The sequence below is a fragment of the Rhodobium orientis genome, from assembly GCF_003258835.1.
In the GTDB taxonomy this organism is placed as follows: Bacteria; Pseudomonadota; Alphaproteobacteria; order Rhizobiales; family Rhodobiaceae; genus Rhodobium; species Rhodobium orientis.
Window position 1 is genome coordinate 14,939 of record NZ_NPEV01000021.1, and the last position, 25,352, is coordinate 40,290.

Sequence of the window (25,352 nt, forward strand, 5' to 3'; positions counted from 1 at the left end):
CGAAGCGAAGGAACGACGAACGGCATGAGCGGAACGGCCCTGGCCATGGCGGGAAAGAACGGATCGGCGAAAGCCGCATCCCTGCCTGTCGTCATGCCCGCTGAGGCCGATGCGCCCTTCGGGTCCCTGCGCCCGGGGTTCTTCGCCCGCGCCGCGTGGGGTCTGGCCATGCGCCGCGGCCTCCGCAAGGGTCTGAAGAAGCCGCTCCGGCGCCTTGCCGCGCGCGCCTTTCCTGGTCCCTTCGACGTGATGGCCGGCGGCCTTTGCTGGCGGCTGTGGCCGGCGGAGAACTATTGCGACCGGATCGTCCTTGCCCGCCGGCGCCTGCCGGAGGTGGAGGAACACGAGGCGCTGTTCGAGGGGCTTGAGGCCGGCGATGTGGTCGTCGACATCGGCGCCAATATCGGCACCTACGCCCTCGATGCCGCCCGCCGCATGGCACCCGGCGGCAAGGTGCTGGCCGTCGAGCCGTCCCCGCGCACCCACGCCAAGCTCGCCGCCAACGCTGCCGCCAACCGCGGCCGGATCGGCGACGTGAGCCTGCGCCAGATTGCCGTCGGCGAGAAGGCCGGTACCGTGACGCTTTTCGCCAATGCCGGCTCCAATGCCGGGCAGTCGTCGCTGCTGGCCGAAGGCGCCGGCAAGAGCGGCGTTGCCGTCACCGTCGAGGCACTGCCCCTCGCCGAACTCCTCAAGGACGAGGGGATCGAGGCGATAGCCGCCATGAAGATCGATGTGGAGGGGTTCGAGGATCGCATCGTCGATGCCGTGCTCGCCCTGCCGCAGGAAGCCTGGCCGCGCCGGCTGCAGCTGGAGACCGAGCACCGCGCGCTGTGGCAACACGATGCCGTTGCCCGCCTGAGGGAAGCCGGCTTTGCCGCCGTTCTGGAAACCACGGAGAACGTTGTCCTGCAACGCCGCGCCTGAGCGCCGGTTTGCGCCGACAAGAACAGGGATACCCGACTATGGTTCAGTTCAACCTGCCGAAGAATTCGCGGATCACGGACGGCAAGGTCTGGCCGAAACCGGCAGGCGCAACGTCGCTGCGCGAATACAAGATCTATCGCTGGAATCCCGATGACGGCCGCAACCCGCGCCTCGACACCTACTATGTCGACACCGAGGACTGCGGCCCGATGGTCCTCGACGCGCTGCTCTGGATCAAGAACAAGGTCGACCCGACGCTGACGCTGCGCCGCTCCTGCCGCGAGGGCATCTGCGGCTCCTGCGCCATGAACATCGACGGCACCAACACGCTCGCCTGCACCAAGGGCATGGACGAGATCAAGGGCACGGTGAAGGTCTATCCGCTGCCGCACATGCCGGTGGTCAAGGACCTCATTCCGGATCTCACCCAGTTCTACGCCCAGCACCGTTCCATCGAGCCCTGGCTGAAGACGACGACGCCAACGCCGCAGAAGGAATGGAAGCAGTCGATCGAGGACCGCGACAAGCTCGACGGCCTCTACGAGTGCATCCTGTGCGCCTGCTGCTCGACCTCCTGCCCGAGCTACTGGTGGAACGGCGACCGCTATCTCGGCCCGGCCATCCTCCTGCAGGCCTATCGCTGGCTGATCGACAGCCGCGACGAGGCCACCGGCGACCGCCTCGATGCGCTTGAGGACCCGTTCAAGCTCTATCGCTGCCACACCATCCTCAACTGCTCCAAGGCCTGCCCGAAAGGGCTGAACCCCGCCAAGGCGATCGCCGAGATCAAGAAGATGATGGTCGAGCGGCGGATTTAGGTGCCGGCTGATTCCGTCCCGATTGATTGCGCCAGCCAGATTGTATGGCCGCCGCAATCGGGATCCTCGGCGACGTAGTCGACGACGGAAAATCCGTTTTCCTCAAGCAGCCGACGATAGTCTTGCGGGTCGAGGCTGTCATGAAAGAGCGGTTCGCCGAAGAGGTCACCGATGGCGATGCCCGCCACCGGTCCGCTCGTGAACATCAGCGCCGCCCGCGCCGCCGCATGCGCCCGGAAGATCGGGAACATCGCTCGCTGGTCCGTGCCGCTCAGGTGAAAAAAGCTGTCCCAGGCGATAATGCCGTCGAACCGCGCTCTGAGGCCGAGCCTGCGCATGTCGGCTTCGATCCAGGAATGGTCCGCAAACCGCTCCCGGCACATGGCGAGCATCGCCGGCGCACTATCGACGCCGGTGACCTTGTATCCCCGATCGACGATGTGACGAGCGATCGGCTCGCCGCTGCCGCAGCCGAGATCGAGGATAATCCCGCCGGCAGGGATCAGGTTCAGGAAGGCGTCGAGCCAGCGCCGTTCCATCAGATATCGCCCGCGCACCTCGTCGAAGCGGCGGGCGAAGCGTTGATAGAGGCCGATGATGTCGTCGGGCGAGGCGGACATGTCTCACTCTCGCCCCGCAAATGCCCGATGCCAATAGGCCAAAAAGAAATGGCACCGCTTTCGCAGTGCCATTTCCAGTCTCACAGCGATGTCCGTGCGGATCAGCCGGCGAACCACCAGCGTTCGATGCAGCGGAAGCCGTCGAGGCTCCAGTTGGCGCCGAGTTCGTCGTGCCCGACCTTGTCGCTGGTCGCCATCACGTAGTTGGCGAACATCGGGATGATGGTGCCGCCATCGTCGCGGCAGAGTTCCTGCATCTCGTAATACATTTGCCGGCGCTTGTCCTCGTCGAGCTCGGCACGGGCCTCGATCAGGAGCTTGTTGAACGCGTCGTTGTCCCAGTGGGTGTCGTTCCACGGCACGCCCTTGGCGTAGGCAGTGGAGAACATCCAGTCCTCGGTCGGCCGGCCGCCCCAATAGACGGCGCAGAACGGCTTCTTCAGCCAGACATTCGACCAGTAGCCGTCGTTCGGCTCGCGCACGACATTGATGTCAATGCCGGCCTTGGCGGCATGCTCGCGGTAGAGCACGGCGGCGTCGACGGCACCCGGGAAGGCGGCGTCGGCGGCGGAAAGATCGACCTTCAGTTCCGAAAGGCCGGCCTGCTTCAGGTGGTACTTGGCCTTTTCCGGATCGTAGGTGCGCTGCTCCAGGTCGTCGGCGTGGAAGCGGTTGGACTGGCCGATCGGATGGTCGTTGCCGACGACGCCGTGGCCGCGCAGGATGGTCTTGACCAGCGCCTCGCGGTCGATGGCGTTCTTCAGCGCCAGCCGCACGTCGTTGTTGTCGAACGGGGCGATGTCGCAGCGCATCGCGAAGGTGTAGTGCTGGGTGCCGCTGACCTCCTCGATCTTGACGCTGCGGTTGCGCTTCAGGAGATGGGCGGTCTTCAGGTCGACCCGGTCCATGGCGTCGATCTCGCCGGTGGTCAGCGCGTTGGTGCGCGCCGCCGGGTCGATGATGACGAGCACCTGGGCGGCGTCGAAATGGGCCCGGTCCGGCTTCCAGTAGGTCTCGAAGCGCTTCAGGTCGGTGCGCACGCCCGGATCGTAGGTTGCGATCGTGTAGCCGCCGGTGCCGATGCCGGCCGTCGCGTCGACCTTGCCGTCCGTGGCCGGCAGGATCGCCAGGTGGTAGTCGCTGACGATGAACGGGAAGTCGGCGTTGCCTTCCTTCAGGGTGAAGGCGACCTTGTCGTCACCGTCGGCCTTGATGTCGGTGATCTGTTCCACGATCGGCTTGGCGCCCGACTTGGAGTCCTCGCCCATATGGTGCTGGAACGAGGCGATGACGTCGCCCGCGTCCATCGTCTTGCCGTTGTGAAACGTAACGCCGGGGCGCAGCTTGAAGGTCCAGGTCTTGGCGTCCTCGGTGACGTCCCAGGACTCCGCCAGTTCCGGCACCAGCGAGCCGTCATTGGCGACCTCGGTCAGGCAGTTGTAGATGGTGCTGCCGACCACCTGCATATAGAGGTTTTCAAAGGTCGCCGGATCGAGGGAGTCCGTGGTCGAGCCGTGGCCGATGCCGAGGCGGAAGGTGCCGCCCTTCTGCGGCTCGGCGGCGCGCACCGACTGGCCCCAGAAGACCGAGGCGGCGCTGGCGGTGATGCCGAGCGCGGCCGCGTGCTGCATGAAGCGGCGGCGCGTCAGGCCTTCATATTGCAGGAGTTTCGTCAGGTCGTTGTTTGACATCGTTCCTCTCTCTCCGTTGTTGATTTGGCATCCCTCAAACGCTGCCCGGTGGGGCAGTCGGCCGCGAAATGCGGTTGTCGGAATGCCGCCCGGTGCGCGGCGAGAAACGGCCGCGGCCAGCGGGCACGGTATCGGATTGCGGCGCCAGCATAGGCCGGCAAGGGGCAAGGGTCCACCCGAAGCCCGGAAAAGGTCGGATGCAGGCCGGCTTTCAGACCTATAATATGTGAAATGCACGCATATATAGGGCAACGTCCAGCGCCTTGTTCGGGACCGGGACGGTTGTGCTCATGGGTCGGATGAGAAGTTCGCGGTCGCGAGCGCCGAGACGCTGGAGCCAGGGCTCGGGTGAGACCGGCCACACCACCAGGCCCACGCGTTGACCGAGGCGCGGGATCAGGCGGCTGTCGCCATGCGCAAAAACGAGCCGGCGCGCCGAACGGCGCCGGCCTGGATCTGGGGGATGCGGGAGGAGGGGCCCCGTCCGGCGAACCGTTCAGGGCCAAAAATCAGAGCATGCTCGGCAGCACGCGGTCGGGCGGGCGGTGGCCGTCCATAAACGTCTTGATGTTGATGATTACCTTCTCGCCCATGTCGATGCGGCCCTCGATGGTGGCCGAGCCCATATGCGGCAGCAGCAGGACGCGGGGCGACTTGGCGAGCCGCGGATTGACGGCCGGCTCGTGCTCGAAAACGTCGAGGCCGGCGCCGGCCAGTTCCCCGGCATCGAGCATGCGGGCCAGCGCGTTCTCGTCGATGACCTCACCGCGGGCGGTGTTGACGATGTAGCTCTCCGCCTTCATCAGCTTCAGCCGGCGCGCTGACAGGAGGTGGAAGGTGCCGGGCGTGTGCGGGCAGTGGATCGAGACAACGTCCATGCGCGCCAGCATCTGGTCGAGGCTCTCCCAGTAGGTCGCCTCCAGCTCCTCTTCCACCGGCGCCGGCACCCGGCGGCGGTTGTGGTAGTGGATCGACATGCCGAACGCCTTGGCGCGGCGCGCAACGGCCGTGCCGATGCGGCCCATGCCGACGACACCGAGGCGCTTGCCCCAGATCCGGTGGCCGAGCATCCAGGTCGGCGACCAGCCGCTCCAGGCGTCCTCCTCGACGATCTTGATGCCTTCCGCCAGCCGGCGCGGCACGGCAAGGATCAGCGCCATGGTCATGTCGGCGGTGTCCTCGGTGAGGACGCCGGGCGTGTTGGTCACGGTGATGCCGCGGGTGTTGGCGGTGTCGACGTCGATGTTGTCGACGCCGTTGGCGAAGGTAGCAACCAGCTTGAGCTGCTCGCCGGCCTGGGACAGCAGGGCGGAGTCGATCCGGTCGGTCAGCGTCGGCACCAGGACGTCGGCGGTTTTCACAGCATCGACAAGCTGTGCCTGGGTCATCGGCTGATCGGTCTCGTTGAGGCGCGTGTCGAACAATTCGCGCATCCGGGTCTCGATCACGTCCGGAAGCTTTCGGGTCACAACTACCAGGGGCTTTTTCTTCGCCATCCGCCTCGCCTTGCATTTCCGGCCGGACCCGTTGAGGGGTCCTTAACTGACAACATGCCACACTCCACGGCCTCATCGGGGCGTGGAGCGGCGCGTCTTTTTTACCGGTGTCTTCTGTAGCAGATCGACGTGAAATGACAAACCGGTGAGACTGCCGCAGTTCACATTCTGACCATATCGGCATGACAGGAAAATGCCGGGTTCCGCGCCGCAAAACCGGACAGGCGGGTGGCCGCCGGCCGGCGCGGAAAACGACTGTCATACCGTCACACCGTCGATTGCAAGGTTTGGATATCGTGCTGCGTTTTTTTCGTCATCTTTCGGCTGCAAAGGAGCGTGCGGATCGCCGCGCGCGCCGCAAGGACAAGGCACCCCGCCGCCCGCGCCGGATCGCGGTGACGCCGCTGGCGATCGCCCTTGCCGTCGGCCTCGGCGCGGTCTCGGTGCCGTCGATGTCCCACGCCCAGAACGTCAAGACCGGACCGAGCGGCCTGCCGCTGCCCCGTTTCGTCAGCCTCAAGTCCGATCGCATCAATGTCCGCCGCGGGCCCGGCCGCGACCACGCGGTGAGTTGGGTCTTCGTGCGCGCCGGCCTGCCGGTCGAGGTGGTGCAGGAATTCGAGAACTGGCGCCGCATCCGCGATTCCGAAGGGGAGGAGGGCTGGGTCTTCCACAGCCTGCTGTCCGGGCGCCGGTCTGCCCTGGTCGCGCCCTGGGAAAAGACGGAATCCCTGACCGTCCACCGCGAGCCGGACCCGGCGACGCCGGCCGCCGCCTTCGTCCAGCCGGGCGTCCTTGCAAATGTCTATGAGTGCGATGGGACATGGTGCCGCATCGGCGCCGAAAACTGGTCCGGATGGATCGATCAGACCCAGCTCTGGGGTGTTTATCCCGACGAAAAGATCAAATAGCCGGCTTCACGGCCGATAAGAATCGGCCCGGACGCGCAGGCGCGCGAAACCGGGCCGCCGGATCTCGTCGTCTCTGGCGTCAGCTCTTGGGACGCAGCCGCACCACCACGTCGACGCGGGCAATTTCCATCCCCTCCGGAGGCTCCGGCAGGTCGGTGATCGACAGTTCCATTTCCGGGATGTCGAACACCTCGTCGGTGCCTTCCACGAAATAGTGATGGTGCTCGTGGGTGGTGGTGTCGAAATAGGTCTTGTTGGCGTCAATCGCCAGTTCGCGAAGCAGGCCTGCATCGGTGAACTGATTGAGAGTATTGTAGATTGTCGCCAGCGAGACCGGAATGCCGGCCTTCATCGCATCTTCCCGCAGGCATTCTGCGGTGATGTGGCGGCCGCCTCCTGCAAACAGCAGTTCGGCCAGCGCGCGGCGCTGCTGCGTCGGCCTGAGGCCGGCGGAGCGCAGGAGTCCGACGACGTCCACGCCGTCGCGGCGCCTCGGCGCGGCGGAGTAGGTTTTGCGAGCCTTGATAGTCGAAATCGCGTCCAACGTTCAGATCCCATCCAGTGGCTACGTCGGCTGTCCCCGGACCGGCGTCATATGTCAACAGAAAGCGATATACACATATAAAATAAAAATTCTCATTCCAATAAGCAAGCTTGCAGTTCACATATCAGCTTTGCCGCGCTATCCGAACCCTTTCACCGGGACGGAGACGTGTGTTAGGTAGGGCCCGATTTGTCGGATGAACCAGTCACACGCGCCGAAAAGGCGCGCGATTTTTGAGGTACGGTAGCTGGAATGGAACAACGCCGTTCGGAATACGACTATGAAGACCTTCTGGCCTGCGGCCGCGGAGAGCTTTTCGGGCCGGGCAACGCTCAGCTCCCGTTGCCGCCGATGCTGATGTTCGATCGCATTTCCGCGATCAGCGAGGAGGGCGGCGAGTTCGGCAAGGGCCAGGTGCGCGCCGAACTCGAGATCAAGCCGGACCTGTGGTTCTTCCCCTGCCACTTCAAGGGCGATCCGGTGATGCCGGGCTGCCTCGGCCTCGATGCCCTGTGGCAGATGCTCGGCTTCTTCCTCGGCTGGCTCGGCGAGCCCGGCCGCGGCCGCGCGCTCTCCGTCGGCGAGGTGAAATTCTCCGGCATGGTCACGCCGAAGGTGAAGCACATCCAGTACGGCATCGACCTGAAGCGGGTCATGCGCTCCAAGCTGGTGCTCGGCATCGCCGACGGCTGGCTTAAGGCCGACGGCAACACCATCTATAAGGCGGCGGGCCTGCGTGTCGGTCTGTTTACCGCCGAGGCCGAGGCGTTCTAGGATCGCCGTAAGAAATTGGCGGCGTTGCCCGGGTCCGTTGGCGTCCCGGGCCGTCGCCGTGAGGATTTCGTGGCCGCGTCCCCGACCCGGACCGAAAATGGTGATCCCTGCCGCGCCGGCAGGGAGGACATCATTTCCCTTGGGCCGGTGCGTGACGTGGCGTAAACCGTGCGGAAAATAGATTTGTGACCGGGAGACCGAGATGAGACGGGTAGTCGTCACGGGAATGGGGATCGTGTCGTCGATCGGCAACAACTGCCAGGAAGTGCTGGCAAGCCTCCGGGATGCCCGGTCGGGGATTGTTGCCGCCGAGAAGTATACGGAGCTCGGCTTTCGCAGCCAGGTCCACGGCAGCCTGAAGATCGATCTCGACGAGGTCGTCGACCGGCGCGCGCGCCGCTTCATGGGCGACGGCGCGGCCTATGCCTTCGTCGCCATGAAACAGGCGATCGCCGACGCCGGCCTGGAGGACAGCGAGGTCAGCAATCCGCGCACCGGCCTCATCGTCGGCTCCGGCGGCCCGTCCACGGTCGCCATCGTCAACGCCGCCGACGTCACCCGCGACAAGGGCCCGCGCCGCGTCGGCCCGTTCGCCGTCCCCAAGGCGATGTCGTCGACCTGCTCGGCCAACCTGTCCACCTATTTCAAGACCAAGGGCGTCAACTACTCGATCTCCTCGGCCTGCTCGACCAGCGCCAACTGCATCGGCAACGCCGCGGAAATGATCCAGTGGGGCAAGCAGGACGTGATGTTCGCCGGCGGCGGCGAGGAGCTGGACTGGACGCTGTCGGTGCTGTTCGACGCCATGGGCGCCATGTCGGCGAACTTCAACGACACGCCTGCGACCGCCTCGCGCGCCTATGACAAGGACCGCGACGGCTTCGTCATCACCGGCGGCGGCGGCATAGTCATCCTGGAGGAGCTGGAGCACGCCAAGGCCCGCGGCGCCAAGATCTATGCGGAAATCGTCGGCTACGGCGCAACCGCCGACGGCGCCGACATGGTCGCGCCCTCCGGCGAGGGCGGCGCGCGCTGCATGCGCCTGGCGCTGGAAAAAGTCGGCGGGAAGGTCGACTACATCAATCCCCACGCCACGTCGACACCGGTCGGCGACGGCCCGGAGATCGATGCCATCCGCGAGGTGTTCGGCGACGACATGCCGCCGATCAGCGCCACCAAATCGCTGACCGGCCACGCCCAGGGCGCCGCCGGCGTCCACGAGACCATCTACACCCTGTTGATGATGCAGAACGGCTTCATCGCCGAAAGCGCCAACATCTTCGAAATCGATCCGAAAGTGGCCGACGCCAACATCGTCCGCCAGCGTATCGACAATGTCGATATCGACCTTGCGATCACCAACAGCTTCGGCTTCGGCGGCACCAACGCCACGCTGGCGCTGCAGCGCTACAACGGCTGACCGCGAGATCCCTTTTTCACGAACGTTTGGGCAGGACGGATGAGCAATTTGATGGAGGGCAAGCGGGGCCTTGTCATGGGCGTCGCCAACCGCAACTCGATCGCGTGGGGGATTGCCCGAACGCTGAGCGAGCACGGCGCGGAATTGGCGTTCACCTATCAGGGCGATGCGTTCGGCAAGCGGGTGAAGCCGCTCGCCGAATCGATCGGCTCGACCATGCTGCTGCCCTGCGACGTGGAGGATATTTCGTCCGTCGATGCCGTCTTCCAGACCCTTGCCGAGAAATGGGGATCGATCGACTTTATCGTCCACGCCATCGCCTATTCCGACAAGAACGAGCTGAAGGGGCGCTATTCGGAGACCAGCCGGGAGAATTTTTCCCGCACCATGCTGATCTCCTGCTTTTCCTTCACCGAGGTCGCCAAGCGCGCCGCCGCGATGATGCCGAACGGCGGCTCGATGATCACGCTGACCTATGGCGGCTCGACCCGCATCATGCCCAACTACAACGTCATGGGCATCGCCAAGGCGGCGCTGGAATCCTCGGTGCGCTATCTCGCCATGGATTTCGGCCTGGAAGACATCCGCGTCAACGCCATTTCCGCCGGCCCGGTGCGGACCCTTGCCGGTTCGGGCGTCACCGATGCCCGGCTGATGTACAATTACCAGAAGAAGAACTCGCCGCTCGGCCGCACCGTCACCCTTGAGGAGATCGGCGGCACGGCCCTCTACCTTCTGAGCGACCTGTCCACCGGCGTCACCGGCGAGGTCCATTTCGTCGATTCCGGCTATTCCATCGTCTCCATGCCGCGGCTCGGGGAACTGAAGGCCGAGGAAAGGCGCGAGGAAGCCGAAAAGGTCGAGGAAGAGACCGACGCCGGCGCGGCAGCGCACTAAAGGCAGCGGCCGCCCGGTTCGGCAGGTGTTCGCCACCGTCCAAGGCTCTATAATCTGAAAAAGAAAGCGGTACGTGCGCGGATTGGGCACGGTACCGAACGCAAAGCGTTCGAAAGCCCGAACGGTCGCCGGCCGATGAGGCCGCCCGTCGGAGGCGCGAACGTCCGCGAACTGCCGTGAGACATACGGCATCACATCGAACGCGGAGCGTTCGCAAGCCCGAACGGTCGCCGGCCGGTCAGGCCGCCCCGTCGGAGGCGCGAGCGCCCACGAGCTGCCGTGAGACAAGCGGCGCAAGACCGAACCCGCAGGGTTCGCAAGCCCGAACGGGCGCCGGCCGGTCAGGCCGCCCCGTCGGAGGCGCGAGCGCCCGCGAGCTGCCGTGAGACAAAAGAATGATCCACCGCCTGCCGAAGGCCGAGCTGCACATTCATATCGAGGGCTCGCTCGAGCCCGAGCTGATGTTCCGGCTCGCCGCGCGCAACGGGCTCAAGCTGCCCTATGCCTCGGTGGAGGAACTGCACGCCGCCTATCGCTTCTCAAACCTCCAGGAGTTTCTCGACCTCTACTACCAGGGCATGAACGTGCTGCGCGAGGAGGAGGACTTCTTCGATCTCACCCGCGCCTATCTCGACCGCGTCGCCGCCGACAACGTCGTCCATGTGGAGGTTTTCTTCGACCCGCAGGCCCATACCGGCCGCGGCGTGCCGTTCGCCGTCGCCGTCGAGGGCATTCTGAAAGGCCTTGAAGACGGCGAGACCCGCCACGGCATCACCTGGAAGCTGATCCCGAATTTCCTGCGCCATCTGCCGGAAGAGGACGGCTTCAAGGCGCTGGCGGAGGCCGAGCCCTGGTACGACCGGTTCGCCGGCTTCGGGCTCGATTCCTCCGAGCTTGGCCATCCGCCGCGCGACTTCGCCAGGCTTTTCGCGCGCTGCCGCGAGCTGGGGTTCAAGCTTTGCTGCCATGCCGGCGAGGAGGGCCCGCCCGACTATGTGCGCCAGGCGCTGGTCGAGATCGGCGTCGACCGCATCGACCACGGCAACCGGGCGATGGAGGATCCGGACCTCGTTCGCGAGATCGCCGAGCGCGGCGTCGCGCTCACCTCCTGCCCACTCTCCAACCTGTCCCTGAAGGTGATCGACACGGTCGGTCAAAGCCCGGTGAAGCAGATGCTGGATGCGGGCCTCTGCGTCACCGTCAACTCCGACGATCCGTCCTATTTCGGCGGCTATGTGGGCGACAACCTGAAGGCCGTGGCCGAAGCCTTCGACCTGTCGAAGGCAGACGTCGTAGCGCTGGTCAAGAATTCCTTTGCCGGCTCCTTCCTCGACGACGGCGAAAAGGCGCGGCGGCTGGCGGAAGTGGATATGGCTGCGGCGTGAGCTTTTTGCGCACGGTGTGGCCGTTCCTGGATTGCTTCGCTGCGCTCGCAATGACAGTTTGCCGGAACGGTTCAACCCCTCTCGGCGTCATTGCGAGGGTCCGTAGGACGGGGAGCGGCGCGTGACGCGACCCCGGGAAGGCGACGTGGCAATCCAGAAAACCACGTCGCCGTTTGTGTGATGGTGGATTGGTAGGCGGGCTCGGACACCCATGTCTCTGATCATAAAAATCTGCGGCCTGAAGACCGACGGTGCCATGGACGCGGCGCTGGAGGCTGGCGCCGACATGATCGGCCTCGTCTTCTTTCCCAAAAGCCCGCGCCATGTCGCGCCTGAGACGGCCGCCCGCCTTGCAGAAAAAGCCCGCGGCCGGGCCGAGATCGTCGCGCTGACGGTCAACCCGGACGACGCCCTGCTGGATACCGTGATGGAAACGGTCGCACCCGACTGGCTGCAGCTCCACGGCACGGAGAGCCCGGAACGGGTCGCCGAGGTGAGGGCGCGCCATGGCCGTTCGGTGATGAAGGCCCTCGGCGTCTCCTCGCCCGAAGACTTTGAGCGCGCCGGCGCCTATGCGGGCATCGCCGACCGCCTGCTGTTCGACGCCAAGCCGCCGAAGAGTGCCACCCGGCCCGGGGGCCTTGGAGAAACCTTCGACTGGTCGCTGCTCGACACCCTTGACCCCGCAGTTGACTTCATGCTTTCCGGCGGGCTTGATGCGGCGAACGTTGCAGAGGCGGTCCGCCGCACCCGGGCGATCGGCGTCGACGTCTCGTCCGGAGTGGAGCGCGCGCCGGGGGAAAAGGACGCGGACATGATCCGCGCCTTCGTCGCCGCGACCCGTGTCGCCGCCGATGCGAAATTTGCGCCGCAGTAAGGCGCAGCGAAAAGGAGCTTGTCGTGACCGTTCAGCCGAACACCTACCGTTCCGGACCCGACGAGCGGGGCTTTTTCGGCATCTTCGGTGGCCGCTACGTCGCCGAGACGCTGATGCCGCTGATCCTCAGCCTGGAAGAGGCCTGGACCGCGGCCAAGGCCGATCCGGAATTCGCCGCCGAACTGAAGGTGCTCTCCAAGGACTATGCCGGCCGTCCGAGCCCGCTCTATTTCGCCGAGCGGCTGACCGAGCATCTCGGCGGTGCAAAGATCTACTTCAAGCGCGACGAGCTCAACCACACCGGCTCGCACAAGATCAACAACACGCTCGGCCAGATCCTGCTCGCCCGCCGCATGGGCAAGACCCGGATCATCGCCGAGACCGGCGCCGGCCAGCATGGCGTCGCCACCGCCACCGTCTGCGCCCGCTTCGGCCTTCCCTGCGTCGTCTATATGGGCGCCACCGACGTCGAGCGGCAAAAGCCCAACGTCTTCCGCATGAAGCTCCTCGGCGCGGAGATCGTCCCGGTGACCGCCGGCGCCGGCACCCTCAAGGACGCCATGAACGAGGCGCTCCGCGACTGGGTCACAAATGTCGAGTCCACCTACTACCTGATCGGCACGGCCGCCGGCCCGCACCCCTATCCGGAGATGGTCCGCGACTTCCAGTCGGTGATCGGTGAGGAGGCAAAGGCCCAGCTTGCCGAGGCCGAAGGGCGGCTCCCCGATGCGGTGGTCGCCTGCGTCGGCGGCGGCTCCAACGCCATCGGCCTCTTCCATCCCTTCCTCGATGACACCAGCGTTGCCATCTACGGCGTCGAAGCCGGCGGCAAGGGCCTTGAGGGCGACGAGCACTGCGCCTCGCTGAACGCCGGCCGCCCCGGCGTGCTGCACGGTAACCGCACCTACCTCCTCCAGGACGACGACGGCCAGATCCTGGAAGGCCATTCGATCTCGGCCGGCCTCGACTATCCCGGCATCGGCCCGGAGCACTCGCACCTGAAGGACATCGGCCGCGTTACTTACGTGCCGGCGACCGACGACGAGGCGCTGGAGGCGTTCCAGCTCTGCACGAAGCTGGAAGGCATCATCCCGGCGCTGGAACCCGCCCACGCACTCGCCCATGTCATGAAGCTGGCGCCGACCATGGACAAGGACCAGATCATCGTCATGAACATGTGCGGCCGCGGCGACAAGGACGTCTTCGCCGTCGCCGGCCATCTCGGCATGGACATATGATAAGCTTCCGGCAACATCCCGGATCGGCTGCCTGAGGTGTGATGCCCATGGGCGAAATGGCGCATGTTCAGATGACCGCTGCGGAGTTCCTCGCCTGGCACGAGGGACGCGACGACAAGTGGGAACTCGTCGGCGGTTTTCCGGTGCAGATGATGACCGGGGCGACGCGCCGGCACGATCAGGTTGTCGTCAATACGCTTGTCGAACTTCGCAATGCCCTGCGTGGATCGCCGTGCTGGCCGACGACCGACAACATCACAGTCTTCACGGGACACGGCGCTAACGTCCGCCGTCCCAACGTCACCGTCGATTGCGGCGCGTTCGTGGGCACCGATCTTCAGGCCAACGACCCGCGCATGGTCGTCGAGGTGCTGTCGAAATCGACCCGCGCCTTCGATCAGGTCCAGAAGCTCGAAGAATACAAGGCGCTCGATACGCTCGCCTATGTGCTCTTCCTCGACACCGACGCGCCGCGCGCCAAGCTTTATTTCCGCGATGCGTCCCGGCTCTGGGACAGTCGCGATTTCATCGGCCTCGACAGCGTCGTGGAATTGCCCGAACTCGGCGCCGGACTGGCGCTCGTCGACCTTTACGACGGCCTCGCATTTGAGGCCGACCAACCCGCATGATCCCGGCGACGGTATCCGCCGCTATTGGAAAGACACGACCCCGATGACCACCACCCGCATCGACAGAAAATTCGCCGCGCTGAAAGCGGAAGGCCGCCCGGCCCTCGTCACCTTCATCACCGCCGGCGATCCGGGCTTCGAGGCCGGCCTTGAAATCGTCAAGGCGCTGCCCGGTGCCGGCGCCGACGTCATCGAGCTTGGCATGCCGTTTTCCGATCCGATGGCCGACGGCCCGGCCGTGCAGGCGGGCGGCCTCCGCGCCCTGAAGGCCGGCCAGACGATGGTCAAGACGCTGGAAATGGTCCGCCGCTTCCGCGAAGGCGACGATACGACCCCCATCGTCCTGATGGGCTACTACAACCCGATCTATTCCTACGGCAATGAGCGCTTCCTGAAGGACGCCAAGGACGCCGGCGTCGACGGCCTCATCATCGTCGACCTGCCGCCCGAGGCCGACGACGAGCTCTGCCTGCCGGCGATGGAGGTCGGCATCAACTTCATCCGCCTCGCCACGCCGACGACCGACGAGGCACGGCTGCCGGCCGTCCTCGAAAACACCTCCGGCTTCGTCTACTACGTCTCTATCACCGGCATCACCGGATCGGCCGCGCCCGATGCCGATGCTGTCGGCCGTGCGGTCGGCCGCATCAAGGCAAAGACCGACCTGCCGGTCGCCGTCGGCTTCGGCGTCCGGACGGCCGAACAGGCCCGCGCCATCGGCGCGGCGGCGGACGGTGTCGTCGTCGGCTCGGCCATCGTCGATACCATCCGCGCCAGCCTCGATGCGGCGAATGGCGCGACCGCCGAGACGGTGCCTTCCGTGACCCGCCTTGTCAGCGCCCTTGCCGAGGGCGTACGGTCGGCGCGGCTTCAGGACGCCTGACCGGCGATCTCCACGCACGCCGCGCGGCCGGAATTCGGCCGGATTTGCAGGCTACCCAGATGCTGGCGCTGTCTTCCTGGCGCCGGACTACAGCGTATTCCCGAAAAGTGGGAACCGGTTTTCGGATAAGAATACGCGTCAAAACAAAAAGTTAGAGCGTTTCAGGCGATTCCGTAATCGCCTGAAACGCTCTAAGAAAAACGGATCGAAGACACGTGAACTGGATCAACAACGTCGTTCGCCCGAAGATTCAGGGGCTCCTCAACAAGCGCGAGGTGCCCGAGAAGCTTTGGATCAAGTGCCCTGATACCGGCGAGATGGTGTTCCACCGGGATCTGGAGGCCAACAACTGGGTGGTGCCGAGTTCCGGCCACCACATGCGCATGCCCTGCCGCAAGCGCCTCGACATGATCCTCGGCACCGATGCCTGGGTCCAGATCGAGACCCCCGAGGTCCCGGTCGATCCGCTGAAATTCCGCGACGAGCGGCGCTACACCGATCGCCTGCGCGACGCCAAGGCCAAGACGGAGCTTGAGGACGCGGTGCTGGTCGCCCGCGGCGCCATCGACGAGATCGGCGTCATCTGCGCGGTGCAGGAATTCGACTTCATGGGCGGCTCGCTCGGCATGGCCGCCGCCGAGGCGATCATCACCGGCGCCGATCTCGCCCGCGCCGAGAAAAAACCCTTCATCCTCTTTGCCGCGTCCGGCGGCGCGCGCATGCAGGAGGGCATCCTCTCCCTCATGCAGATGCCGCGCACCACGGTCGCCGTCTCGGCGCTGAAGGAAGCCGGCCTTCCCTATATCGTCGTCCTCACCAACCCGACGACCGGCGGCGTCACCGCCTCCTACGCCATGCTCGGCGACATCCAGTTGGCCGAGCCCGGCGCCCTTATCGGCTTTGCCGGCCCGCGCGTCATCGAGCAGACGATCCGCGAAAAGCTGCCCGTCGGCTTCCAGCGCGCCGAATATCTGTTCGAGCACGGCATGGTCGACATGGTGGTCGAGCGCTCGGCCCTGCGCGAGACGCTGTTGAAGATCTGCCGCATCCTGCTCGGCTATCCGGCAAAGGCGGAAATTGCAGAGGCTGTGCCGGCAACGCCCGACGAGCCCGCCGAGGCGCCGAAAGAGACGGGCGCCGACGCTGAAGCTGCAAAGGCGGACGCGGCGCCGGAAAAGCCGATGAAAGCACCCGAGCCGGCACCGGTTGAGGCGGCCGAATCGAAAGCGGCCGAATAGGCCGGCCGGCGGAGAACAGCCGCGGCCTTGCCGGCCCATGGCCGTCGCCGCCCTGCCGCCCTATTTTTCCGACCGCGTGCGACGCGGCTTTTCACCGGGCCGCGGCGCCGGGACACTCGCCTCTCAACCCCGAGCGACCATGAACCTGCCGACGATCCCCGAGACGGCCGACGCGATTCTGGAGCGTCTCGTCGCGCTCCACCCGAAAAGCATCGACCTGTCGCTCGACCGGATGTGGCAGGTGCTGGCAGCCCTCGACCACCCGGAGAGGCGTCTGCCGCCGGTGATTCACATCGCCGGCACCAACGGTAAGGGCTCGACCTCGGCGACCCTGAAGGCGGTCCTGGAAGCCGCCGGAAAGTCCGTCCATGTCTACACCTCGCCCCACCTGGTGCGCTTCAACGAGCGCGTCCGATTGGGAGCGAAGGGCGGCGGCCGCTTCGTCTCCGACGTCGCGCTCGCCGAGGCACTGCTGAAGGCCGAGGACCTCAACGGCGGATCTCCGATCACCATCTTCGAGATCACCACCGCGGCCGCCTTCGACCTCTTCGCCGCCCACCCGGCCGACTATCTGCTGCTGGAAGTCGGCCTCGGCGGCCGGTTGGATGCCACCAATGTGGTCGACAGGCCGCTCGCCACCCTGATCACGCCGATCGCTTTCGACCACGAGGCCTATCTCGGCTCCGACATCCGCGACATCGCGCGCGAAAAGGCCGGCATCCTGAAGAAGGGCGTGCCGGCCATCGTTGCCCCGCAGGCCGACGCGGTCACCGAGGTGATCGAGGCCCGCGCGGACGAGATCGGCGCGCCGCTGGTGCTCGGCGGCCGCGACTGGATGGCCCATGAGGAGCATGGCCGGCTCGTCTACCAGGACGAGGGCGGTCTCCTCGACCTGCCGGCGCCGCGGCTCATCGGCGATCACCAGTTCGTCAACACCGGCCTTGCCCTTGCGACCCTTCGCGCGCTCGACCGCATGCCGCCGACGGCCGAGGTCGAAGCCGGGCTGGCGAAGGTCGACTGGCCGGCGCGGATGCAGCGGCTCTCCTTCGGCAACCTGGTGGAAGAAGCGCCCGAGGACGCCGAGCTCTGGGTCGACGGCGGCCACAATCCGGCCGCCGGCCAGGCCGTCGCCACCGTCATGGCGGACCTCCAGGACCGCGCGCCGCGGCCGCTGGTGCTGATTGCGGGCATGCTGTCGACGAAGGATCCGGTCGGCTTCTTTTCCCATTTCGCCGGCCTTGCCCGCGACGTCCTCACCGTGCCGATCGCCGAGGTGGAGGCCGCGGTGGACCCCGGCGAGCTCGCCGATGCCGCCCGCGACGTCGGCCTTCCGGCGCGCCCCTTCGGCTCCATCGGCGCCGCCCTCCGGCACCTCGCGGCCGAGCCCTTCGACGCCCCGCCGCGCATCCTCATCTGCGGCTCGCTTTATCTGGCGGGTGAGGCTCTCGACCTCAACGGTACCCCGCCGGAATAGGTTTCCCGCGGGTCATGTTGAGTGCGTTGGGTGTACTCGGCCGCTTCCCCCACTCTGCATCACCACCGGACTTGATCCGGTGGTCCATGATGAAGAGCGGCATATACCACCCTAAGAGATTGAAATCAAAGGCCGAATGGATTGCCGGATCAAGCCCGGCAATGACGCGGAGTGGGGTGGGACGCGGAGGGTAACCGGAGGTTCGTCGCCGCAAGGACGCCCATGAATCGCGCCGAGTGACAGGCGACGCAGAGCCACCGCGACAGAGACGCGACGTGCTGCCGGCACACCGCCCTACGGGTAGCAGCGACCGCCGCCCTGGATCATTCCTCCGTCTCCAGCATCCCCCGGTCCTCGATGGCAACGCCGTCGGCAACCGTGTCGCTCGGATGGACGATGACCGTGTCGCCCGGTGCAAGCCCGGCCTTCACCTCGGCAAGCTGCAGGTTCCTTTCCCCGATCTCGACCTTCTGCAGTGTCGCCGTGCCGCCCACCACCTTGAAGACGGCCCAGTCCTCGCCGCGCCGGAAAAGGGCCGCAAGGGGAACGGTGACCGCATTCTCGTCGCGCCAGACGACGATGCGGGCGACCACCCGGAACGCGTGGCCGAGCGAGGCCCAGTCCTCTTCGGGGCTCGTCAGGTCGAGGATGGTCTTGACCCGCTGTTCCTCGATGCCGAGCGCGGAGATCTTGGTGAAGGCGGCCGGATCGACCCGCTTGACGACGGCCTTGAGGGGCTTCGGCCCGCCCCAGTTCACGATCTGCGCCTCGGCTCCGGGCGTGACCCTGACGGCGTCGCGCGACAGGAGGTCGACGACGATCTCAAGGTCGTGCGGATCGCCGATTTCTAAAAGCCCTGTCCCGGCCGTCACCACCGTCTCGCTCTCCGTGATCAGCTTCAACACCCGGCCGCTGACCGGCGCCGGCACATTGACGCAACAGCCGGCGCCCAGCTCTTCCTCCGCGCCCGGCTGGATGAGCTGCGCGCGGGCGCTTTCCAGCTCGCGCCGGCGCACTTCCAGCGAGGCCCTGGCGCTGGCGACTTGCGCCTCGGCCGTCGTCACGTCGACCTCCGCCTTTTCCAGCGTGCGCGCGGAAATCGTTTTTCGCTCGGCGAGCCGCGCGGCCCGGCTGAGGTCGCTCCTGGCGAAGTCGAGCTGGGTCGTTGCCTGTTTCACCTCGGCCTCGGCGAGCTGCACGGCAGCCCGCGCGGCTTCCACCGCGGCTTCCGCGACCCGCCGGCTGCGCGCATCGAGGAAGGTCGGGTCGGTCGGCATGATCTCCGCGACGACGGTATCGCCGGCCGTCACCGCATCGCCGACCTCGCGCGGCGCCCGCGTCACCTTGCCGGAGATCGGCGCGGAGACCGTATAGACCTCGCGGATGCGCGTGACGCCCTCGTCCTCGACGGTCACTTCCAGCGGCTGGCGGGCGATTTCCGCGGTATCGACGGAGACCGGACGCGGCCACATCGCCCAGGCGATGGTGCCGGCAACAGCTGCGATGACAACAAGGTAGACGAACCGGCGCACAAGCGTGCCCATGGCATCACTCCCGGGTTTTCAGAACTTCGATGAGGTCGAGGCGGTCGATCCGCCGCCGGACGATGAGGGCGGAAATGGCGGCGGCGGACAGAACGACGATGCTCGACCAGGCGAAGATGTCCGGCGTCAGCACGAACGGGACCTGATAGAGCTCGCTCTCGAAACCGGTGACGATGGCATAGGCAAAGCCATAGCCGATGAGGCAGCCGAGCGGCTGGGCAAGGAAGGTGACGATCGCCAACTCCAAAAGGAGGATGCGCGAGACCTCGGCCCGCGTGAAGCCGAGGACGCGCAGGCTCGCCAGCTCCCGACCGCGCTCCGACAGCGAAATGCGGGCGGAGTTGTAGACGACGCCGAAGGCAATGATAGAGGCGAGCGTGACGTAGACGAAGGTCATGATGAAGATGTTCTCCGCCAGCGTCTCTCGGAATTTCTGCAGCGACACTTTTTGCAGCGCGATGAAATTGGCGGCCGGGATGTCGGTGATCTCGGCATAGAGCGCGTCCTGCCTGGCCGTATCGAGGCTGAAATAGACGCCGGAGATCAGCGCCCCCTCGCGCTTCAGCCGGTTGAGGGCGGAAAGCTCCATATAGGCGGAAAGCCCGATGAACCCTTCCACGGTCGCCGTCACCGGCACCTGCACGGTGCGCCGGTCGCCCTCAAGGAGGTCCATCTCGACGATGTCGCCGGTCCGTGCCCCGATGGTGCGCGCTAGCATGTCGGAGAGGACAATCCCGGTCTCCGGCATGGTCAAGGGCCGCAAATCCATGTCGATGACCCGGCTCAGCGTCGCATCGGCCGGCTTGCCGAGGACGGAGACCCGCCGTTCCTTGTGGCCGAAGCGGATCCGCACTGGAACCGAGCGGAACGGCTCCACGGCAAGCACACCAGGCAGCCGCGCCACCTCATAGGCGGCGGCGATGCGCTTGGTCTCGGAAAAGCTGATTGAGGCGTCCTGCCGGTCGGCGCGGAAGAAGGTCACGTCGACCATGAAGTCGATGGACGGGTAGGCCCAGATCGAGGCGATGACGATGGAAACGCCAAGCGCGATGCCGAGGATCGCCGAGCCGGTGCGCACCGGCACGTGGACGAGGTGGCGGATCACCATGGTGAGGCTTTGCGGCAGGCCGATCAGCCGGGCGATGCGCCAGAACGGCGAGCGCGAATAGATGGCCGGCGCAGGCGGCGCCATGGCAACGGCCGGCGACAGCCTGGCGATGCCGGAGACCGTCTTCAGCGCGCCGACGCCGGCGGTCACCACGGTGACGAGGACGGCGATGACGTAGATGGAAGGATCTTTTCGGAAGATCAGGAACGGGAAGTTGAAGAAGTCGCCATACATCCGGGCAAGGCCGATGCCGAGCCAGGTGCCGGCGATCGCCCCGATCAGAGTGCCGACGACGGCGATGGCGAGCACGAATTTCAGATAGTGCATGCCGATGGCGCCGTTGCCGTAGCCGATGGCCTTCAGGAGGCCGATCTGCTCGCGCTCCAGCGCCACCAGCCGCGACATCGTCATGTTGACGAGGAAGGCGGCGACGATGAGGAAGATCGGCGGCAGGACGCGCGCCATGGCGGCGAGCTGCTCCAGCTCCGCATCGATGAAGGCGTGGGATATCTGGTCCTTGCGGCCATAGGCACCGGCCCCGCCATAGCGGGCGAGGAGGTCGTCGAGGGCGTCGATGACCGCGTCCTCGTTGGCATCGCGCAGCAGCGCCACGGCGACGTTGGAGAACGCGCCGTCGAGGTCGTAGGCGGCGGCCAGCGTCTTTTCCGACATCCAGACGATGCCGAAGCGGCGCGGATCGGGCATCAGGTCGCCGGGGCCGATGGTGTAGATGAACTCCGGCGACAGGGCGATGCCGACAACGCGGACCTCGCGCTTGGCGCCCTTCAGGAGCGCCTTGAAACGCGAGCCGATGGTAAAGCCGTGCGCCTCGGCGAAGGCCTCGTTGACGACGACCTCGTTCTCGTCGCCGACGATCGGGCGCCGTCCCTCGCGCATATAGAGCCGGTTGAGCACCGGCCGGCCGATATCGGGCAGCGAGACGAGCTGGGCCGAGGCCGGCTCGCTCATGCCGGGGATGTCGAGGAGGGCGACCTCGACGATGCGGGTCTCCACCGCGCTGACGCCGGGGATCGCCGCGATGGCGTCGCCGAGCCGGTTCGGCGCCCGCGTTGCCTCGGCAAAGACGTCGGCGAAGCGGTTGCGTTCGTAATAGGCGGCGCGCGTCTCGTCGAGGGATTGATGGGCGCCGACGGCGAGGATCAACGTCGCGACGCCCGCCGCCATCACCATGGCGATCGCCAGCGCCTGCGGCCACAGGCGGACGAGGTCGCGCAGCAATTTGCGGTCAAGGCTCCGCACCATGGTGCGTCTTCCTTCCTCCCCAAGACCTTCTCGGTCCCCTTGGCCGACAGCCTACCAGGTCACGTCGGCCGGACGCTTGCGCGTCTCGATCGTTTCCTCGGCGACGATGCGGCCGTCTCCGAACCGCACCACGCGGTGGGCGATCTCGCGGATCGCCACGTTGTGGGTGATGACGAGCGTCGTCGTGCCGAGGTCCTCGTTGACCTTGACGAGGGCGTCGAGCACCTGGATGCCGGTCCTGGAATCGAGGGCGCCGGTCGGCTCGTCGCAGAGCAGCACGTCCGGGTTCTTGGCAATCGCGCGGGCAATCGCCACCCGCTGCTGCTCGCCGCCGGAAAGCTGGGCCGGAAAATGGTCGAGCCGCTCGGCAAGCCCGACGAGCGCCAGGGCATCCTCCGGCGCCATCGGCGCGCGGGATATCTCGGTAACGAGCGCGACGTTCTCCAGCGCCGTCAGGCTCGGCACCAGATTGTAGAACTGGAAGACGAAGCCGACATGCTCGCGCCGGTAGCGGGTCAGCTCCCGGTCGCCGAGGGCGGTCAGTTCCGTGTCGCGGAAGAAGGCGGTGCCGGACGTCGCCGTATCGAGCCCGCCGACGATGTTGAGAAAGGTCGACTTGCCCGAGCCGGACGGGCCGAGCAGGACGACGAACTCGCCGGCGGCCGCGGTGAAGTCGACGCCGCGCAGCGCCTGAACCTCCACCGCGCCGGTCTTGTAGACCTTGACGAGGCCGTCTGTGCGAAAGACAGGGCCGGCGGCCGCTTCGGCCGGGTGCCCGTTCCGTTCTGTCATTGTCATCACGCCGGCCATCCTACGCGTCCCGGTCCCGCTTGGCACCCGCTGCGGGTGTCGCCGCCGAGATGGGGGAGAAGGCGCCAGGGGACAACCGGGGCGCGCCGCGGCGAAAGCCCGCGCCTGGAAGATGCCGCTCGCACCGGCGGCAAGGCGGGCCGGCAAGGGCCGCGATGGCGGCAATCCTGGCGACCGGAATTTAGAATGCGCCCAAGGAAGAGGCCTGAATGAACGCAAGATTACCGTGCCATTACAAAAACTTAATGTGGGGCCAAATTGACAACTGCCAGGGCGGGAGCGCACGCTTCAAATGTCACGCTTTGCACGACGAAAAAGTATTCACAGGAAGGGAAACGTCATGAGACGGAGAACCCAGCTTCTGACCGCCGGCCTCGTTGCCGCTGCGCTCGGAGCAAGCGCCGTCGGCGCCCACGCCTTCGGCGGCCCCTATGGCCCGCGCGGCGGTCCGGGGGGCGGACGCGGCATGATGATGGGCGGCCCGATGATGGCCATGACCTGTCGCAGCACGGCCAGCCCGCGCATGGGCTTCATGCTCGATCGCGCCGAGGCGGCGATCGATCCGACCGAAGAGCAGAAGCCGCTGATCGCGGATCTGCGCTCGGCGATGGACAAGGCCCGTGCCAAGGTGCAGGAGGCCTGCAAGAGCTGGCCCGGCCCGAGCGCGACCCCGCCGGAGCGGCTCGCCCAGGTCGAAAAGCGCCTTGAGGCCCGGCTCGCCGCGATCAAGGAAATTCGCCCGGCACTCGAAAAGCTCTTTGCCAGCCTTTCGGACGACCAGAAACAGGCGCTCTACAACATGCGCCGCGGCTGGCGTGGCGGCCGCCGTGGCTGGCGCGGCCAACGCGGCATGCGCGGCTGGGGCGGTCCGGGCTATGGCGGCGGCCCCGGTTTCGGCCCGGGTCCCGGCTACGGCCCCGGTCCCGGTTATGGCCCCGGTCCTGGTTATGGGCGCGGTCCCGGTTGGGGAGGCCCCGGTTGGGGCGGACTCGGCCCCGGCGGCGGCTGGGATGGCCCCGGTTACGGCCCGGGTCCCGGCTATGGTCCGGGTCCCGGTTATGGTCCCGGCCCCGGATGGGGCGGTCCCGGCTGGGGTGGCCCGCCGCAGATGGGCCAGAACCCCTGGGACACCGACGACAGCGCCGATGATCCCGGTGACGACGACGGTAGCGGCATGATGGATGAGGCGCCTGAGGAAAACCCGTCGGACGACGGCGCGACCGAAAGCGGCGAACCCGACAGCACGAAGCTCTAGAATCGTCTGCGCGCAAGCTGCGGCCGGACACGATTGCCGGTCGTAGCGCCAGGAAGGGAACCGCGGGCTGCCATCGCCACCTGTCTGCAGCCCCCATGTTCCTGAAAAGGGGCCGTTCCCCGACAGGCCCCTTTAAAAGACGCGTCCCGCGCCAGTCGCGGGGCGCGTTTTTTCTGCCGCACGGCCTGCCACGCTGGCTTCGGAACTTTTCGCGATTGCAAATCAGTTGCAATTGCAATATCCAGAGGCCGAACGGGGTGGCACCGAAACGCCCTTTATGGCAGACGGAAAAGATCTGCCGGATGAAGCGACCGCCGAGGGGATGTCGGTCGCAGCGCGGCACGAGGCGGCAAGGACCGCGGCCTGCCGCGCACTGTCCGGGCACGACTTCAGGGAGAACGACGTATGTTGAAACGAATTTGCCGGACCGGCGCGCTTTGCGGCATCCTCGCCGCGACCCTCGCCCTCGGCGTCGCCGCGCCGGCCGCCGCCGACGGCTCCGTCAACGTCTATTCCTACCGCCAGCCCTATCTGATCAAGCCGCTGCTCGATGCCTTCACGAACGAGACCGGCATCCAGGTCAACGTCATCTTCGCCAAGAAGGGGCTTGAGGAGCGGATCCGCATCGAGGGCCGCAACTCGCCGGCCGACCTGTTGCTCTCCACCGATATCGGCCGGCTCGATGCCACCAAGCAGATGGGCATCACCCAGAGCGTCGAAAGCGACGTGCTGCACGACAGCATCCCGGCCAAATACCGCGATCCGGAGGGCCACTGGTTCGGCCTGACGACCCGCGCCCGCGTCGTCTATGCCTCGCGCGAGCGTGTGCCGCAGGATGCTATCACTTATGAGGAACTGGCCGATCCGAAATGGAAGGGCCGCATCTGCACCCGCTCCGGCCAGCACGACTACACCATCGGCCTCGTCGCCTCGCTGATCGCCCATAATGGCGAGGAGGCGACGCGGGACTGGCTGAAGAAGGTGAAGAACAATCTGGCGGTCAAGCCGGCCGGCAACGACCGCGCACAGGTCAAGAACATCTTCGGCGGCCTGTGCGACATCTCGCTCGGCAACACCTATTACATGGGCCAGATGATGACCAACGAGAAGGAGCCGGAGCAGAAGGACTGGGCCGCCTCCGTGCACATCCTCTTCCCCAACACCGAAGGCCGCGGCACCCACGTCAACATGTCCGGCATGGTCATGGCCAAGAATGCGCCGAACCGGGAGAACGCCGTCAGGCTGATGGAATTCCTCGCCTCCGACGAGGCTCAGCACATCTATGCCGGCGTCAACTACGAATACCCGGTCAATCCGGAGGTCGAGCCCTCCGACCTCGTCAAATCCTGGGGCGACTTCAAGGCCGACGACCTGCCGCTGATCGAGGTCGCGAAATACCGCAAGCGCGCCTCCGAACTGGTCGACGAGGTCGCCTTCGACGACGGCCCGGGCTCCTGAGCCAAAAGACCGATCTGCCAAATGAACGGAAAGGCCGGCGCGACATCGCCGGCCTTTTTGTTTGGTCCCGGTCCAGCGTCGTCAGATCGACG

General features: G+C 66.2%; 22 protein-coding genes. 15 read left to right on the top strand and 7 right to left on the bottom strand.

Annotated elements, in window-relative coordinates; translation table 11 throughout:
• The first annotated feature begins 24 nt into the window (after window positions 1–24).
• The gene (locus CH339_RS11155) at window positions 25–927 is read left to right on the top strand and encodes an FkbM family methyltransferase (RefSeq protein WP_111434438.1); all 903 of its coding nucleotides are present in this window, start codon (window positions 25–27) and stop codon (window positions 925–927) included.
• 38 nt (window positions 928–965) lie between these two features.
• Window positions 966–1,745 (top strand): succinate dehydrogenase iron-sulfur subunit, encoded by a 780-nt coding sequence (locus CH339_RS11160; protein WP_111434439.1) that lies wholly within the window; start codon window positions 966–968, stop codon window positions 1,743–1,745.
• Here CH339_RS11160 and CH339_RS11165 read toward each other — a convergent pair.
• The 3 genes from CH339_RS11165 to CH339_RS11175 form a co-directional block, all read right to left on the bottom strand.
• Complete coding sequence (locus CH339_RS11165) at window positions 1,742–2,365, bottom strand: class I SAM-dependent DNA methyltransferase (protein ID WP_111434440.1); 624 nt, start codon at window positions 2,363–2,365, stop codon at window positions 1,742–1,744. The genes CH339_RS11160 and CH339_RS11165 overlap by 4 nt on opposite strands.
• A 101-nt stretch (window positions 2,366–2,466) precedes the next feature.
• Complete coding sequence (locus tag CH339_RS11170; protein ID WP_111434441.1) at window positions 2,467–4,056, bottom strand: ABC transporter substrate-binding protein; 1,590 nt, start codon at window positions 4,054–4,056, stop codon at window positions 2,467–2,469.
• A 509-nt stretch (window positions 4,057–4,565) separates the two neighbouring features.
• Window positions 4,566–5,552 (bottom strand): 2-hydroxyacid dehydrogenase, encoded by a 987-nt coding sequence (locus CH339_RS11175; RefSeq protein ID WP_111434442.1) that lies wholly within the window; start codon window positions 5,550–5,552, stop codon window positions 4,566–4,568.
• 452 nt (window positions 5,553–6,004) lie between these two features.
• Here CH339_RS11175 and CH339_RS11180 point away from each other — a divergent pair, with 452 nt between their 5' ends.
• Window positions 6,005–6,463, top strand: coding sequence for an SH3 domain-containing protein (locus CH339_RS11180; protein ID WP_111434479.1), 459 nt, complete (start codon window positions 6,005–6,007; stop codon window positions 6,461–6,463).
• A 79-nt stretch (window positions 6,464–6,542) separates the two neighbouring features.
• Here CH339_RS11180 and irrA read toward each other — a convergent pair whose 3' ends face one another.
• Window positions 6,543–6,941 (bottom strand): iron response transcriptional regulator IrrA, encoded by a 399-nt coding sequence (gene irrA / locus CH339_RS11185; RefSeq protein ID WP_201240953.1) that lies wholly within the window; start codon window positions 6,939–6,941, stop codon window positions 6,543–6,545.
• Between the two features lie 318 nt (window positions 6,942–7,259).
• Here irrA and fabA point away from each other — a divergent pair, with 318 nt between their 5' ends.
• From fabA to CH339_RS11235, 10 genes are all read left to right on the top strand, one after another.
• Window positions 7,260–7,781 carry a 3-hydroxyacyl-[acyl-carrier-protein] dehydratase FabA gene (gene fabA / locus CH339_RS11190; RefSeq protein WP_111434443.1) on the top strand — a complete coding sequence of 174 codons (522 nt, stop codon included), beginning with the start codon at window positions 7,260–7,262 and terminating at the stop codon, window positions 7,779–7,781.
• Between the two features lie 202 nt (window positions 7,782–7,983).
• Window positions 7,984–9,201, top strand: a complete 1,218-nt coding sequence (fabB, locus tag CH339_RS11195; RefSeq protein ID WP_111434444.1) for a beta-ketoacyl-ACP synthase I — start codon at window positions 7,984–7,986, stop codon at window positions 9,199–9,201.
• A 39-nt stretch (window positions 9,202–9,240) separates the two neighbouring features.
• Window positions 9,241–10,098, top strand: a complete 858-nt coding sequence (gene fabI, locus CH339_RS11200; RefSeq protein ID WP_111434445.1) for an enoyl-ACP reductase FabI — start codon at window positions 9,241–9,243, stop codon at window positions 10,096–10,098.
• A 395-nt stretch (window positions 10,099–10,493) separates the two neighbouring features.
• A complete protein-coding gene (locus CH339_RS11205) occupies window positions 10,494–11,483 on the top strand; it encodes an adenosine deaminase (protein ID WP_111434446.1) in 990 nt (329 codons plus the stop codon).
• A 211-nt stretch (window positions 11,484–11,694) separates the two neighbouring features.
• Window positions 11,695–12,360, top strand: a complete 666-nt coding sequence (locus CH339_RS11210; protein WP_111434447.1) for a phosphoribosylanthranilate isomerase — start codon at window positions 11,695–11,697, stop codon at window positions 12,358–12,360.
• 23 nt (window positions 12,361–12,383) lie between these two features.
• Window positions 12,384–13,598: a tryptophan synthase subunit beta gene (trpB, locus tag CH339_RS11215; protein WP_111434448.1), complete on the top strand. Its 1,215-nt coding sequence runs from the start codon at window positions 12,384–12,386 to the stop codon at window positions 13,596–13,598.
• A 71-nt stretch (window positions 13,599–13,669) separates the two neighbouring features.
• The gene (locus CH339_RS11220; RefSeq protein WP_245408138.1) at window positions 13,670–14,227 is read left to right on the top strand and encodes a Uma2 family endonuclease; all 558 of its coding nucleotides are present in this window, start codon (window positions 13,670–13,672) and stop codon (window positions 14,225–14,227) included.
• A 43-nt stretch (window positions 14,228–14,270) separates the two neighbouring features.
• The gene (trpA, locus tag CH339_RS11225; protein ID WP_111434481.1) at window positions 14,271–15,110 is read left to right on the top strand and encodes a tryptophan synthase subunit alpha; all 840 of its coding nucleotides are present in this window, start codon (window positions 14,271–14,273) and stop codon (window positions 15,108–15,110) included.
• Between the two features lie 215 nt (window positions 15,111–15,325).
• A complete protein-coding gene (gene accD / locus CH339_RS11230) occupies window positions 15,326–16,348 on the top strand; it encodes an acetyl-CoA carboxylase, carboxyltransferase subunit beta (protein ID WP_111434450.1) in 1,023 nt (340 codons plus the stop codon).
• Window positions 16,349–16,487: 139 nt separating this feature from the next.
• Window positions 16,488–17,822, top strand: a complete 1,335-nt coding sequence (locus CH339_RS11235) for a bifunctional folylpolyglutamate synthase/dihydrofolate synthase (protein WP_111434482.1) — start codon at window positions 16,488–16,490, stop codon at window positions 17,820–17,822.
• Window positions 17,823–18,145: 323 nt separating this feature from the next.
• On the opposite strand, the gene CH339_RS11240 is transcribed toward CH339_RS11235, so the two are convergent.
• Genes CH339_RS11240 through CH339_RS11250 form a run of 3 tightly spaced genes read right to left on the bottom strand, consistent with a single transcriptional unit; the run spans window position 18,146 to window position 22,535 of the window.
• A complete protein-coding gene (locus CH339_RS11240) occupies window positions 18,146–19,366 on the bottom strand; it encodes an efflux RND transporter periplasmic adaptor subunit (protein WP_111434451.1) in 1,221 nt (406 codons plus the stop codon).
• Between the two features lie 4 nt (window positions 19,367–19,370).
• On the bottom strand, window positions 19,371–21,737 hold the full coding sequence (locus CH339_RS11245; protein ID WP_207189578.1) for an ABC transporter permease: 2,367 nt from the start codon (window positions 21,735–21,737) through the stop codon (window positions 19,371–19,373).
• 51 nt (window positions 21,738–21,788) lie between these two features.
• Window positions 21,789–22,535 (bottom strand): ABC transporter ATP-binding protein, encoded by a 747-nt coding sequence (locus CH339_RS11250; protein WP_420825896.1) that lies wholly within the window; start codon window positions 22,533–22,535, stop codon window positions 21,789–21,791.
• Between the two features lie 352 nt (window positions 22,536–22,887).
• Here CH339_RS11250 and CH339_RS24670 point away from each other — a divergent pair, with 352 nt between their 5' ends.
• Both CH339_RS24670 and CH339_RS11265 read left to right on the top strand, forming a co-directional pair.
• Window positions 22,888–23,802, top strand: a complete 915-nt coding sequence (locus CH339_RS24670; protein ID WP_170138494.1) for a Spy/CpxP family protein refolding chaperone — start codon at window positions 22,888–22,890, stop codon at window positions 23,800–23,802.
• A 405-nt stretch (window positions 23,803–24,207) separates the two neighbouring features.
• The gene (locus CH339_RS11265) at window positions 24,208–25,260 is read left to right on the top strand and encodes a Fe(3+) ABC transporter substrate-binding protein (RefSeq protein WP_111434452.1); all 1,053 of its coding nucleotides are present in this window, start codon (window positions 24,208–24,210) and stop codon (window positions 25,258–25,260) included.
• Window positions 25,261–25,352 lie beyond the last annotated feature (92 nt).